Genomic DNA, 13,630 nt, shown 5'->3' with positions numbered 1-13,630 from the left:
CCTAACTGTGAGCAGGAAGACAGTGACCGACTAGTGATTCGCTTTGTCAACTGTCAGTGGCTGACATTAGCCTCGTCATATGACTAGTCAGACCACAGTCGAAAAGGAAAGGGCGTCGCAGGACTCCCCGTCGCCGACGCCCGCCGGGGGGCTGCGGGGGCACCCCTGGTTCTCTCTGTTCACCGTGGCCGTCGGGGTGATGATGGTCGCGCTCGACGGCACCATCGTCGCGATCGCCAACCCCGCCATTCAGAAGGACCTCGGCGCCTCGCTCGCCGATGTCCAGTGGATCACCAACGGCTACCTCCTCGCGCTCGCCGTCGCGCTGATCACCGCGGGCAAGCTCGGTGACCGCTTCGGGCACCGGCAGACCTTCCTGATCGGCGTCACCGGCTTCGCCGCCGCCTCGGGGGCCATCGGTCTCTCCCAGAGCATCTCCCTGGTGATCGCCTTCCGGGTGCTCCAGGGTCTCTTCGGCGCGCTGCTGATGCCGGCCGCGCTGGGGCTGCTGCGGGCCACCTTCCCGGCCGAGAAGCTCAACATGGCCATCGGCATCTGGGGCATGGTCATCGGCGCGTCGACCGCGGGCGGCCCGATCATCGGCGGTCTGCTCGTGGAGCATGTCAGCTGGCAGTCGGTCTTCTTCGTCAATGTGCCGGTCGGCGTCCTCGCGCTGGCGCTGGGACTGGTCATCCTCAAGGACCACCGTGCGCAGAACGCGCCGCGGTCGTTCGACATCCTCGGCATCCTGCTGCTTTCCGGCGCGATGTTCTCCCTGATCTGGGCGATCATCAAGGCCGGTGAGAAGTGGGGCTGGGCAGACGGCCGCACCTGGGCGTGGCTCGCCGCCTCGGCGGTCCTGTTCGCGGCCTTCGCCTTCTGGCAGACCAGGGTGAGCGAGCCCCTGGTCCCGCTGGGCCTGTTCCGGTCCGTACCGTTGTCCGCCGGCACGGTGCTGATGGTGCTGATGGCGTTCGCCTTCATGGGCGGGCTGTTCTTCGTGACCTTCTATCTCCAGGGCGTGCACGGCCTGAGCCCCGTCGACAGCGGTCTGCGGCTGCTGCCGCTGACCGCCATGATGATCGTGTCGTCGCCGGTCGCGGGAGCACTGATCACCAAGTTCGGGCCGCGTGTCCCGCTGGTCGGAGGCATGGTCCTCACCGCGGTCGCCATGTTCGGCATGTCCCGGCTGACGACCGACACCGGCACGCTCACCATGTCGATCTGGTTCGCCCTGCTCGGCCTCGGCCTGGCACCGGTCATGGTCGGCGCCACCGAGGTCATCGTCGGCAACGCCCCGCTGGAGCTCTCCGGCGTCGCGGGCGGTCTGCAGCAGGCCGCGATGCAGGTCGGCGGCAGCCTCGGCACGGCCGTACTGGGCGCGGTGATGTCGTCCAAGGTCAGCTCCGACTTCGCCGGGAACTGGAAGGAGGCAGGCATCCCCGTCCCGCCCGACCCGCGGCTCGAGGCGGCCGCCGAATTCGGCGCGGTGCCGCCGGAGGTGGCCAAGGCGCCCGGCATGACCCCGGAGATCGCCGGCCGGATCAGCGACGTCATCCATGACACGTTCGTCTCCGGTATGGGCCTCGCCTTCACCGTCGCCGGTGTCGTGGCCGTCCTCGCGGCGGTGGTCGCCCTGTTCACCAAGCGCGGTCAGAACGCGGACGCGGCGGCGGGCGGCGCCCACATCTGACGTCGACCCCGTAAGAGTGACAGCCCCGTCGGACGGTTCCGGCGGGGCTGTCGCCCATCAGGGTGGACCCTGCGGACAGATCTTCCGCCGGGCCCCGGGGACGGGCCAGGGTGCGGATGTCCGATCCGCACGACCACGGGGATGATCCATATGCGTACGACTGTTCTCGCGGCCGCCCTGGCCGCCGCCGTCCTGCTGCCCGGGAGCACGGCCACCGCCGCCCCGCCCACGCTCGGCGTCTGCGCGCCGGGTGAGCTGTGCCTCTGGGAGAAGGCGGACTTCAAGGGGACGAAGCGGAGCCATGAGCTGTCCGGCACCGACATCGAAAGCTGCGTGACGCTGCCGACGGGCAGCGGCGCGCTGGCCCTCGCCAACCGCACGGGCCGCCCGGTGACCACCTACCAGTCCGCGGAGTGCGCGGAGACCGGCGAGTTCCAGACCTACCCGGGCGACGGCACCTGGGTGCCGCAGTCCCCGTACCGGGTGCGGGCCTTCAAGATCTGGGAGCGGTGAGAAGGCCGCCCCGGCCAGGGCCACCGTCCACCGCCGGTCCGGCCGCGGTGTCCACGGACGAACACCGACTCGAACGTGACGACCACCGTCGAATCGGCCCGAGTGTGCCGGACGGTCTCAGGAATCGAGGCCGTCCGGCGATGGGGGACCGGGAGGACCCCCAGCGGTGGCCGGGGGAGGGTCCAGGGCCGTGCCGGGGTCCCGGGAAGGGGCGGGGCGGGGGAGAAGTCCGCCGCACACGCACCCCGGTCCGCGACCCGCGGGGGCGGCGGACGCGGCCAGCTCGGCCACCTGCCCGCGCAGTTCGCCGACCTCACGCGTCAGCGCCTCCAGGAGCGCCGTCTGATGGCGTTCCTCCGCGTCGTCGCGTTCGAAGCGGGCGATGAACCACGCCGCGATGTTGGCGGTGACCACACCCAGCAGTGCGATGCCCGACAGCATCAGGCCCACCGCGAGGACCCGGCCCAGTCCGGTGGTGGGCGCGTGGTCGCCGTAGCCGACCGTCGTCATCGTGGTGAAGGACCACCACACCGCGTCGCCCAGCGTCTTGATGTTGCCGTTCGGGGCGTCCCGTTCGACATGGAGCACGGCGAGCGAGCCGAACATCATCAGCCCCACCACCGCGCCCGCGACATACGTCGTGAGCGTTATCTGGGGCGCCATCCGGGCCCGCCGTCCCACCAGCAGCAGCGTGGAGACGACCCGCAGCAGCCGCAGCGGCTGGACCAGTGGCAGCAGCACCGCGAACGCGTCCAGCGGATGGCCGCGTACGAACGACCACTTGCCGGGCGCCAGCACCAGCCGTACGGCGTAGTCGACGGCGAAGGCGCCCCACACCACCCACTCGACACCCGTGCAGATGTCGTGCACCCGGCGGTCCGCGTCCGGTGCCACGACCGGTACGGCGTACGCGACACCGAAGGCCAAAGCCAGCCCCAGCAGCGGCCCTTGGGTGTACCGCTCCCAGCGGATCTGCGCGGGTTGGTCCTTCATGCGACGCATGCCAGGGAACGGTGAAGGGCGGCGGGACCGCCCCACTGCCCTTTCACCGCAAGCGCTACGCGTCGCCGCCGGCCGCGCCCGGTTCGGCGGCCGAGACGTCCAGCAGCCGGTAGCGGTCCACCGCGGTCTTCAGCACCGAGCGGTCCATCCGGCCCGCCCTGGCGAGCTCCGTCAGCACCGCCAGCACGATCGACTGCGCGTCGATGTGGAAGTAGCGGCGGGCGGCGCCACGGGTGTCCGCGAAGCCGAAGCCGTCCGCGCCCAGCGAGGTGTACGGACCGGGCACCCAGCGCGAGATCTGGTCCGGCACGCTGCGCATCCAGTCCGAGACAGCCACGAACGGGCCCTCGACGCCGGAGAGCTTCCGCGTGACGTACGGGACGCGCTGCTCCTCCTCCGGGTGGAGCAGGTTGAACTCGTCCACCTCGACGGCCTCGCGGCGCAGCTCGTTCCAGGAGGTCGCCGACCAGACGTCCGCCCTGACGTTCCACTCCTCGGCGAGGATCCGCTGGGCCTCCAGGGCCCACGGCACGGCCACACCGGACGCCATGATCTGTGCCGGGATGGTGCCGTGGTCGCCCGCCCGGAAGCGGTAGAGGCCCTTGAGGATGCCCTCGACGTCGACATCGGCCGGCTCGGCGGGGTGCTGGATCGGCTCGTTGTAGACGGTCAGGTAGTAGAAGACGTCCTCCCCGTGGGGGAATTCGGCGCTCTCGCCGTACATCCTGCGCAGACCGTCCTTGATGATGTGCGCGATCTCGAAGCCGAAAGCCGGGTCGTAGGCGACACAGCCCGGGTTGGTCGAGGCGAGCAGCTGGGAGTGACCGTCGGCGTGCTGCAGACCCTCACCCGTCAGGGTGGTACGTCCCGCGGTCGCGCCGAGCACGAAGCCGCGCGCCAACTGGTCGGCCATCTGCCAGAACTGGTCGCCGGTGCGCTGGAAGCCGAACATCGAGTAGAAGACGTACACCGGGATCAGCGGCTCGCCGTGGGTGGCGTAGGCCGAGCCCGCGGCGATCAGCGAGGCGGTGCAGCCGGCCTCGGAGATGCCGTCGTGCAGCATCTGGCCGGTCGGCGACTCCTTGTACGCCAGCAGCAGATCGCGGTCCACGGCCTCGTACTGCTGCCCCAGCGGGTTGTAGATCTTCGCGCTCGGGAAGAACGAGTCCATACCGAAGGTGCGGTACTCATCGGGCGCGATCAGCACGAAGCGCTTGCCGATCTCCTTGTCCCGCATGAGGTCCTTCAGCAGCCGGACGAACGCCATGGTGGTGGCGATGGACTGCTGACCGGATCCCTTCCTCACGGCCGCGTAGGTCTTGTCGTCCGGGAGCGCCAGCGGCTTGGACCGCACGACACGGGTGGGGACGTACCCGCCCAGCGCCTTGCGGCGGTCGTGCATGTACTGGATCTCCTCGGAGTTCCGGCCCGGGTGGTAGTACGGCGGCAGGCCGTCCTCGAGGTCCTTGTCGGCGATCGGCAGGTGCAGCCGGTCGCGGAAGCGCTTGAGGTCGTCGACCGTGAGCTTCTTCATCTGGTGGGTCGCGTTGCGGCCCTCGAAGTTCGGGCCCAGCGTCCAGCCCTTGACGGTCTTGGCCAGGATCACGGTCGGCTGGCCCTTGTGGGCGAGCGCTGCCGCGTAGGCCGCGTAGATCTTCCTGTGGTCGTGACCGCCGCGTCCCAGCATCAGGATCTGGTGGTCGGTCATGTTCTCGACCATCTGGCGCAGCCGGTGGTCGTCGCCGAAGAAGTGCTCGCGGATGTACGCCCCGGTCTCGGTGGCGTACGTCTGGAACTGGCCGTCCGGCGTGGTGTTCATCCTGTTGACGAGGATGCCGTCGCGGTCCTGCGCCAGCAGCGGGTCCCAGGTGCGGTCCCAGATCAGCTTGATGACGTTCCAGCCGGCACCCCGGAAGATCGACTCCAGCTCCTGGATGATCTTTCCGTTGCCGCGCACCGGGCCGTCGAGGCGCTGGAGGTTGCAGTTGACGACGAAGGTCAGATTGTCCAGGCCCTCCCGCGCCGCGATGGACAGCTGGCCGAGCGACTCGGGCTCGTCCATCTCGCCGTCGCCGAGGAACGCCCAGACGTGCGACTTGGAGGTGTCGGCGATGCCGCGCGCCTCCAGGTAGCGGTTCATCCGCGCCTGGTAGATCGCGCCGATCGGGCCCAGGCCCATGGAGACGGTCGGGAACTCCCAGAAGCCCGGCATCAGCCGCGGGTGCGGGTAGCTGGACAGACCGTACGGAGCCTTGGACTTCTCCTGGCGGAACGCGTCGAGCTGCCGCTCGGAGAGCCGGTCGAGCAGGAAGGCGCGGGCGTAGACACCGGGGGAGGCGTGGCCCTGGAAGAAGATCTGGTCGCCGCCGTCGCCCTCGTCCTTGCCCCGGAAGAAGTGGTTGAAGCCCACGTCGTAGAGGGAGGCGGAGGAGGCGAAGGTGGCGATGTGACCGCCGACGCCGATCCCCGGGCGCTGGGCGCGCGAGACCATGACGGCCGCGTTCCAGCGGGTGGCGTTGAGGATCTTGCGTTCGGTCTCCTCGTTGCCGGGGAAGAACGGTTCGTCCTTGGTCGCGATGGTGTTGACGTAGTCCGTGCTGCGCATCTCGGGGACGGCCACGCGCTTCTCGCGGGCCCGCTCGATCAGCCGCAGCATCAGATAGCGGGCTCGCTCACGGCCCCGCTCGTCGACGGCGGCGTCGAGCGAGTCGAGCCATTCGCGGGTCTCCTCCGGATCGAAGTCCGGGACCTGGCTGGGAAGACCGCCAATGATGATCGGGTTGCGATCGGACACGCTGTTCCTTCGCTCTCGGGTCTGTCGAGTTGCCTCCATCGTGTACCGGAGGGAGGCGGACGTCATCTCTACCGGGTGGTAACCACTCGCTCCGTAAGGCTTCGGTCAATTCGCTACCTTACGCCCGGTCCGACCATGCGTTCCCGAGGCCGTTCGGCCCCGATGTGGACTGCCGGAACCACAGATCTCCGTAAACATGGCTAAATGGAGTGCAGCACATCACCGCCCGGGGTGCTTCGGCGCTCCTGCGTGGTGAGACTGCCCCCCCCAAAGGGCGGGTTCGACGGCCGGGTACTTGCGAGATTCGTCCCGCCCGTGTGGACTACGCCCCATGCCCCGCGCGTACGCGCGGGGCTGAAGCACTTCCCCGAAACATGATCAGGAGGCAATCCGTGAGCGCGACCGCGGACCACGCGGAGGAGCGGACCAACCCGGCTGCACGGCTGGGGTTCGAGCCCGGACAGGTGGTCCAGGAGATCGGCTACGACGACGACGTCGAGCAGGAGCTCCGTGAGGCCATCGAGGCCCTGACGGGCGAGGAGCTCGTCGACGAGGAGTACGACGACGTCGCCGACGTCGTTCTGCTCTGGTTCCGTGACGAGGACGGCGACCTTACGGACGCGCTGGTGGATGCCATCGGTCTCATCGACGAGGGCGGCACCATCTGGCTGATGACGCCCAAGACAGGGCGCGACGGCTATATCGAGCCGAGCGACATCAATGAGGCCGCCCAGACCGCCGGCCTGTCGCATACCAGGAGCATCAACGCCGGCAAGGACTGGACCGGCAGTCGGCTGGTCACCCCGAAGGCGGGCAAGTCGGCGAAGCGCTGAGCCGTCCGGACCGCATCCAAAACGCCCATGGGCCCCCGCCGACGCAGTTCGGCGGGGGCTCTGTGCGTAGGGTGGGATTCACCGCATCGGCTTATCGAAGGGACACATTTCCATGGCGATCGAGGTCGGCACCGAGGCCCCGGACTTCGAGCTGAAGGACAACCACGGCCGGACCGTGAAGCTCTCCGACTTCCGCGGCGAAAGGAACGTGGTCGTCCTCTTCTACCCGTTCGCTTTCACCGGTGTCTGCACGGGTGAGCTGTGCGCGCTCCGCGACGAGCTGCCGAAGTTCGTCAACGACGACACCCAGCTGCTCGCCGTCTCCAACGACTCCATCCACACCCTGCGCGTCTTCGCCGAGCAGGAGTCGCTGGAGTACCCGCTGCTCTCGGACTTCTGGCCGCACGGCGAGACCTCGCGCGCGTACGGCGTCTTCGACGAGGACAAGGGCTGTGCGGTGCGCGGCACCTTCATCATCGACAAGGAGGGCGTGGTCCGCTGGACCGTCGTCAACGCCCTGCCCGACGCCCGTGACCTGAACGAGTACATCAAGGCGCTCGACAGTCTCTGAGCCTTCCGGCGAAGGGAATGTCTCGGCCGGGAACCGGTCACTAGGATCAACTCGTTGATCCGATGCCAACGAATAGCGGGGGCGCTGCCCCTGGAACCCAAATGGGAGGACTCGTGGGAGTCAGCCTCAGCAAGGGCGGCAACGTCTCGCTGACCAAGGCCGCCCCCAACCTGACCGCGGTCACCGTGGGCCTGGGCTGGGACGTCCGTACGACGACCGGTACCGACTTCGACCTCGACGCCAGCGCCCTGCTGACCAACGCGGAGGGCAAGGTCGCCTCGGACGGCAACTTCGTCTTCTTCAACAACCTCAGGAGCCCGGACGGCTCCGTGGAGCACACCGGTGACAACCTCACCGGTGAGGGTGAGGGCGACGACGAGCAGATCAAGGTGAACCTGGCCTCGGTGCCGGCCGATGTCGCCAAGATCGTGTTCCCGGTCTCCATCTACGACGCGGAGACCCGCCAGCAGTCCTTCGGTCAGGTCCGCAACGCGTTCATCCGCGTGGTGAACCAGGCCAACGGCGAGGAGCTGGCGCGCTACGACCTGAGCGAGGACGCCTCGACCGAGACCGCGATGGTCTTCGGCGAGCTCTACCGCAACGGCGTGGAGTGGAAGTTCCGTGCCATCGGCCAGGGCTACGCGTCCGGCCTGCGCGGCATCGCGCAGGACTTCGGCGTCAACGTTTGATTTCAGGGCTCGGTCCCCCCGGATTCCGTCCGGGGGGACCCCAAGGGGGCGCTCAAGCCTCTGCCGACGGTCGACCATGCGGCGGAGCCGCATCGATGCGGCTTCGGGTCCCTCACGCGGCGGCAGCCGCATATCGACTGCCGCCTGCGGGACCCTGTGCGCTCTCCCGGCTACCGCCGGGAGGTGCCCCCCACTCCCTTTCGGCAGGGGCGCGCTCCCTTCGGCTCACTCGCCCCTTGTTTCAGGGCTCGGTTCTCCCCCAGACTTCGTCCGGGGGACCCCCACAGGGGCGCTCAAGCCGCTGTCGACGGTCGATCGTGCTCGGGTGCCTCACACGGCGGCAGCCGCATATCGACTGCCGCCTGCGGGACCCTGTGCGCTCCCCCGGCTACCGCCGGGAGGTGCCCCCACTCCCTTTCGACAGCGGCGCGCCCCCTTCGGCTCACTCGCCGAGCGCGTCCCGGCCGGCGCCGGACGCGCCTCGGTGTGTTTTCCCGTACATAGACCAGGGGAGGATCACGATCATGGGTGTCACGCTCGCCAAGGGGGGCAATGTCTCCCTCTCCAAGGCCGCACCGAACCTCACCCAGGTGATGGTCGGGCTAGGCTGGGACGCGCGCTCCACCACCGGAGCGCCTTTCGACCTCGACGCCAGCGCCCTGCTGTGCCAGAACAACCGGGTGCTCGGCGACGAGTGGTTCGTCTTCTACAACAACCTCAGAAGCCCCGAGGGCTCGGTGGAGCACACCGGTGACAACCTCACCGGTGAGGGCGAGGGCGACGACGAATCACTGCTGGTGGACCTCACACAGGTGCCGGCCCACTGCGACAAGATCGTTTTTCCGGTCTCCATTCACGACGCGGACAACCGCGGCCAGACCTTCGGTCAGGTCACCAATGCGTTCATCCGTGTGGTGAATCAGGCGGACGGCCAGGAGCTGGCGCGCTACGACCTGAGCGAGGACGCCTCGACGGAGACCGCGATGATCTTCGGTGAGCTCTATCGCTATGGCGGCGAATGGAAGTTCCGGGCGGTGGGACAGGGGTACGCATCCGGTCTGAGGGGCATCGCCCTAGACTTCGGGGTCAACGTTTCGTAAAGCGATGGGGAAGACAGTGGTTCTGAAAACCTTCGGGTGGTCGTTTGCGGTCACCGCGCTCGGCCTGGTCGCAGCGGTGCTCTACGGGGGGGTGGAGCGCATTCGGCGTCGTGGCGATCCTGTCCATCCTCGAGATCTCGCTGTCGTTCGACAATGCGGTGGTCAACGCCGGAATTCTGAAGAAGATGAATGCCTTCTGGCAGAAGATCTTCCTCACCGTCGGCGTGTTGATCGCCGTGTTCGGCATGCGGCTTGTCTTCCCCATCGTGATTGTCGCCGTCACCGCCAAGCTGGGGCCGATCGAGGCGGTCGACCTCGCGATCAACAACCCCGACATGTACAAGCAGCTGGTGACCGACGCTCATCCGGCGATCGCCGCGTTCGGTGGCATGTTCCTGTTGATGATCTTCCTCGACTTCGTCTTCGAGGACCGGGACATCAAGTGGCTCAGCTGGCTGGAGCGGCCGCTGGCCAAGCTCGGCAAGGTCGACATGCTGTCGGTCTGCATCGCGCTGATCGTTCTGCTGATCACTTCGATGACCTTCGCCACCCACGCCCACCAGCACGGTGGCGCGCATGTGGACAAGGCCCAGACCGTGCTGATCTCCGGTATCGCCGGTCTGATCACCTATCTGATCGTCGGCGGGCTTTCCAGCTACTTCGAGAACAAGCTCGAGGAGGAGGAAGAGCGCGAGCACGAGGCCGAGGAAGAGGCCAAGAAGACCGGCAAGAAGGTTTCTGCGGTCGCCCTCGCCGGCAAGGCCGCGTTCTTCATGTTCCTCTACCTGGAGGTCCTGGACGCGTCCTTCTCCTTCGACGGTGTCATCGGCGCCTTCGCCATCACCAGCGACATCGTGCTCATGGCGCTCGGCCTCGGCATCGGCGCCATGTACGTCCGTTCGCTCACCGTCTATCTGGTCCGCCAGGGCACCCTGGACGACTACGTCTACCTGGAGCACGGCGCGCACTACGCGATCGGCGCACTGGCGGTCATCCTTATGATCACCATCCAGTACGAGATCAACGAGGTCATCACCGGCCTCGTCGGTGTCGTCCTGATCGCCTGGTCCTTCTGGTCCTCGGTGCGGCGCAACCGCGCGCTCGCCGCAGAGGGCGGGGAGAGCTCCGACGAGAAGGCGCAGGTGCCTTCCGGGGTGTGACCCGGCGGCAAATGCGGAACGCTCTGAGCGGGGCGGCTACGAGGCGGCGTGTCTCGGGCCGCCCCGCGGCCGTGCAAGCGGCCGTACAAGCGGTCGTACAAGCGGTGACGAACCAAGACACATGGGGGTGGGGGATGGCCTTCTGGGACGGCCTGTGGCCGCGTAGGACGCCGCATTTCGACACGGGCAGTGCCGCGACCAACTCCATCGAGCTGACCAAGCGGCGCCCGGCGGTCTCGCTCGACAAGCAGGGTGCGGCGAACGGCAACCTGCGCGTCAACCTCTCCTGGCGGATGCGCACCTCCGACATCGGAGGCCGTTCCAAGCAGAACGGACTGCTGCGCCACCCCTTCAAGCTCTTCAAGCCCGATGTGGTGCAGGCGCACACCCAGGGCATGGTCAACGTCGACCTCGACCTCGGCTGCCTCTATGAACTGACGGACGGCAGCAAGGGCGTGGTGCAGCCGCTGGGCGGCTTCTTCGGCAGCCTCAACTCCCCGCCGTACGTCCAGCTCAGCGGCGACGACCGGTTCGGGGCGCCGTCCGGTGAGACGGTCTTCGTCAATCTCGACCACCGGGAGTCGATCAAGCGGCTGCTGGTCTTCGTCTACATATACGACCGCACGCCGGCGTTCGACCGTACGCACGCGAAGGTGACGCTCTATCCGAGCAACGGACCGCGAATCGAGATCGAGCTCGACGAGCGCCACCCGCAGGCCCGGTCCTGCGCCGTCGTCTCCATCGAGAACGTCAAGGGCGACTTCGTCGTGCGCCGCGAGGTGAAGTTCGTCTACGGCTTCCAGGCCGAGCTCGACCGTCTCTATGGATGGGGCCTGCAGTGGGGCCGGGGTTACAAGACCTCCAAGGTCTGAGGCCCCGGACCCGTTCAGTTCCGGATGAACTGCGGCCCCATCGGCGGCAGCCGGAAGCTCGGGTCCGGCGCGGGGGCCGCTGCCGCGGCCGGCTGTGGATAGCCGTAGGCCGACTGTGCTGCCGGGAGCTGGGAACCCGGCTGCGGATAGCCGTAGGCGGGCTGTGCGCCCGGCGCCCCGGCCGGGGGCTGCGAACCCGGTTGCGGGTAGCCGTACCCTGCGGTGCCGGGGGCGGATGCCGGTGCCGACGGCTGGGGGTAGCCGTAGGCGGGCCGGCCCGGCTCGCCGGCCGGGGCCGACGTGGGCTGCGGATACCCGTACACGGGCTCGCCGGCGGGTGCGGGCTGCTCCGGGGGCAGCGGGGCCGCGGTCGGCTGCGGGTAGCCGTACCCGGTTCCGGCGGGCTGCTCGGCGGCCGTGGCCGGCTGCTGGGAGAGCGGCGTCACGGGCGCGCTGCCCGTGGTGTCGCCAGGCCCCGCGGTGTCGTCCGCGTCCTCCGCGTCCTCGTCCACCGAGATGCCGTACTCCGTGGCCAGACCGATCAGACCGGTCGGATAGCCCTGCCCCACCGCGCGGAACTTCCAGCCTTCACCGCGCCGGTAGAGCTCCCCGCAGATGATCGCGGTCTCCTCGCCGGTCTCCGCCATCACCTCGAAGAACGCCAGCGGGGTGTCCGGTCCTGCGGGGTCGGTGGAATGGATCAGGATCCGCAGGTCCTGTACGGACCGGAAGGTCGCGCCGTCCGAGGACGCGGCGATCACCACTCGCTCCACCGAGGGGTCCAGCGCCGCCAGGTCCGCCTCGACGGTGTCGGTCAGCCCCTCGGGGGTGTGCTTCTTCGGCAGCCGCCGCACCAGACCGGAGGGGTGCCGGGGCTGGTTGTAGAAGACGAAGTCGTCGTCGGAGCGCACACGGCCGTCGGCGGCCAGCAGCAGCGCCGAGGCGTCCACATCGGGGACGTCGGCGCCGGCGGTCCAGCGGAGCACGGCGCGTACCGCCGTCGCGTCGAGCGGGACGTTCGAGCCCTTCAGCATCGCGTGCGTCATGCCCGTCATCCTGCCCTCCCCACGCGTGCGGGGACAACGCGGGGCCCGGTTCCGGGATGCCCCGGACAGGCTGACGAACGCGGCGAGTTACCTGAATTTCACGCACACGGGGAACTTGCGACACCCCTCTCTACGTACTATTACCGGCCACCTGACATCTGGGCCGCAGAGGCAAGACGGGGGACTTTATGCGACATTTCGGGCATATTCCGCCTGCTGCCCGGCAGGCTCTGTTCCACCAGGAACCATGTGAATTCAGCCTTGGCTCTCCCGCCCGGGTGCTCTCCGCCGCCCTCGGCGCCACGCTCTACAGCCCCGCCACCCGGCCCCGGCTGGCCGACGACGTGCTCAAGCAGGGCGCGCGCGGAGTGGTATCCATGGTGCTCTGCCTGGAGGACTCGATCAGCGACGCGGAGGTCGAGGGTGCCGAGGTCAATCTGGTCCGGCAGTTCGCCGATCTCGACGCCCGGGGCGGCGATGTGCCGCTGCTGTTCATCAGGGTCCGCGAACCCGACCAGATCCCCGACCTGGTCCGCAGGCTCGGGCCCTCGGGGCGGCTGCTGTCCGGATTCGTGCTGCCGAAGTTCAACGAGGTGCGCGGGACTCCATTCCTGGAGGCGCTCACCACCGCGGAAACCGCCGGCGGGCGCAGACTGTTCGCGATGCCCGTGCTCGAATCCCCCGAACTGCTCCACCTGGAAACCCGCGCCGAAACCGTCGTCGGCATCGCCCGCACCGTCGGCAAGTACCGCGAGCAGGTCCTCGCGCTGCGGCTCGGCGTCACCGACTTCTGCTCCGCCTACGGGCTGCGCCGCTCGCCCGACATGACCGCCTACGACGTACAGATCGTCGCCGGCGTCATCGCGGACGTCGTCAACGTGCTGGGACGCGCCGACGGCACCGGTTTCACCATCACCGGCCCGGTGTGGGAGTACTTCCAGCTCAAGGAGCGCATGTTCAAGCCGCTGCTGCGGCGCAGCCCCTTCCTGGAGGGCCGCGCCGAGGAACTGCGCGACGAGCTCATCCAGCACGACCTCGACGGATTGCTGCGCGAGATCGAACTCGACCGTGCCAACGGCCTGCTGGGCAAGACCTGCATCCACCCCACCCATGTGATGCCGGTGCACGCACTGTCCGTGGTCAGTCATGAGGAGTTCAGTGACGCACAGGACATCCTGCGGCCGGAACGGGGCGGGGGAGGCGTGATGCGTTCCGCGTACACGAACAAGATGAACGAGGTGAAGCCGCATCGCGCCTGGGCCGAACGGACCCTGCTGCGCGCCGAGGTCTTCGGCGTCGCGCGCGAGGACATCGGCTTCGTGGATCTGCTGACCGCCGGGCTCACCGGCTGAACCGG

At 68.4% G+C, this 13,630-nt stretch carries 11 protein-coding genes and 1 pseudogene; 9 read left to right on the top strand and 3 right to left on the bottom strand.

Annotated features, from left to right (window positions below; translation table 11 throughout):
• The first annotated feature begins 79 nt into the window (after window positions 1-79).
• Both ABD858_RS10015 and ABD858_RS10010 read left to right on the top strand, forming a co-directional pair.
• On the top strand, window positions 80-1,693 hold the full coding sequence (locus tag ABD858_RS10015; protein ID WP_345035916.1) for an MFS transporter: 1,614 nt from the start codon (window positions 80-82) through the stop codon (window positions 1,691-1,693).
• 150 nt (window positions 1,694-1,843) lie between these two features.
• Window positions 1,844-2,206: a peptidase inhibitor family I36 protein gene (locus tag ABD858_RS10010; protein WP_345035915.1), complete on the top strand. Its 363-nt coding sequence runs from the start codon at window positions 1,844-1,846 to the stop codon at window positions 2,204-2,206.
• 117 nt (window positions 2,207-2,323) lie between these two features.
• On the opposite strand, the gene ABD858_RS10005 is transcribed toward ABD858_RS10010, so the two are convergent.
• Window positions 2,324-3,208 carry a potassium channel family protein gene (locus ABD858_RS10005; RefSeq protein WP_425586184.1) on the bottom strand — a complete coding sequence of 295 codons (885 nt, stop codon included), beginning with the start codon at window positions 3,206-3,208 and terminating at the stop codon, window positions 2,324-2,326.
• A gap of 55 nt (window positions 3,209-3,263) precedes the next feature.
• Window positions 3,264-6,041, bottom strand: coding sequence for a pyruvate dehydrogenase (acetyl-transferring), homodimeric type (gene aceE / locus ABD858_RS10000; RefSeq protein WP_345044412.1), 2,778 nt, complete (start codon window positions 6,039-6,041; stop codon window positions 3,264-3,266).
• 353 nt (window positions 6,042-6,394) lie between these two features.
• On the opposite strand from aceE, the gene ABD858_RS09995 reads away from it, so the two are divergent.
• The 6 genes and pseudogenes from ABD858_RS09995 to ABD858_RS09970 all read left to right on the top strand — a co-directional run bounded on the left by ABD858_RS09995 (window position 6,395) and on the right by ABD858_RS09970 (window position 11,227).
• A complete protein-coding gene (locus ABD858_RS09995) occupies window positions 6,395-6,835 on the top strand; it encodes a DUF3052 domain-containing protein (protein ID WP_345035913.1) in 441 nt (146 codons plus the stop codon).
• Window positions 6,836-6,947: 112 nt separating this feature from the next.
• Window positions 6,948-7,406, top strand: coding sequence for a peroxiredoxin (locus ABD858_RS09990; protein ID WP_345035912.1), 459 nt, complete (start codon window positions 6,948-6,950; stop codon window positions 7,404-7,406).
• Window positions 7,407-7,519: 113 nt separating this feature from the next.
• Window positions 7,520-8,095, top strand: a complete 576-nt coding sequence (locus ABD858_RS09985; RefSeq protein ID WP_345044409.1) for a TerD family protein — start codon at window positions 7,520-7,522, stop codon at window positions 8,093-8,095.
• 524 nt (window positions 8,096-8,619) lie between these two features.
• Window positions 8,620-9,195 (top strand): TerD family protein, encoded by a 576-nt coding sequence (locus tag ABD858_RS09980; protein ID WP_345035910.1) that lies wholly within the window; start codon window positions 8,620-8,622, stop codon window positions 9,193-9,195.
• Window positions 9,196-9,211: 16 nt separating this feature from the next.
• Window positions 9,212-10,355: pseudogene (locus ABD858_RS09975) on the top strand (DUF475 domain-containing protein).
• A gap of 134 nt (window positions 10,356-10,489) precedes the next feature.
• Window positions 10,490-11,227, top strand: coding sequence for a TerD family protein (locus ABD858_RS09970; protein ID WP_345035909.1), 738 nt, complete (start codon window positions 10,490-10,492; stop codon window positions 11,225-11,227).
• 14 nt (window positions 11,228-11,241) lie between these two features.
• Here ABD858_RS09970 and ABD858_RS09965 read toward each other — a convergent pair whose 3' ends face one another.
• On the bottom strand, window positions 11,242-12,282 hold the full coding sequence (locus ABD858_RS09965; RefSeq protein ID WP_345035908.1) for a TerD family protein: 1,041 nt from the start codon (window positions 12,280-12,282) through the stop codon (window positions 11,242-11,244).
• A 179-nt stretch (window positions 12,283-12,461) separates the two neighbouring features.
• Between ABD858_RS09965 and ABD858_RS09960 the strand changes: the two genes are divergently transcribed.
• The gene (locus tag ABD858_RS09960; RefSeq protein WP_345035907.1) at window positions 12,462-13,625 is read left to right on the top strand and encodes an HpcH/HpaI aldolase/citrate lyase family protein; all 1,164 of its coding nucleotides are present in this window, start codon (window positions 12,462-12,464) and stop codon (window positions 13,623-13,625) included.
• Window positions 13,626-13,630: the final 5 nt, after the last annotated feature.

The organism is Streptomyces sannanensis (assembly GCF_039536205.1).
GTDB classification, from domain to species: domain Bacteria; phylum Actinomycetota; class Actinomycetes; order Streptomycetales; family Streptomycetaceae; genus Streptomyces; species Streptomyces sannanensis.
This window is presented reverse-complemented; position numbering and strand designations above follow the sequence as displayed.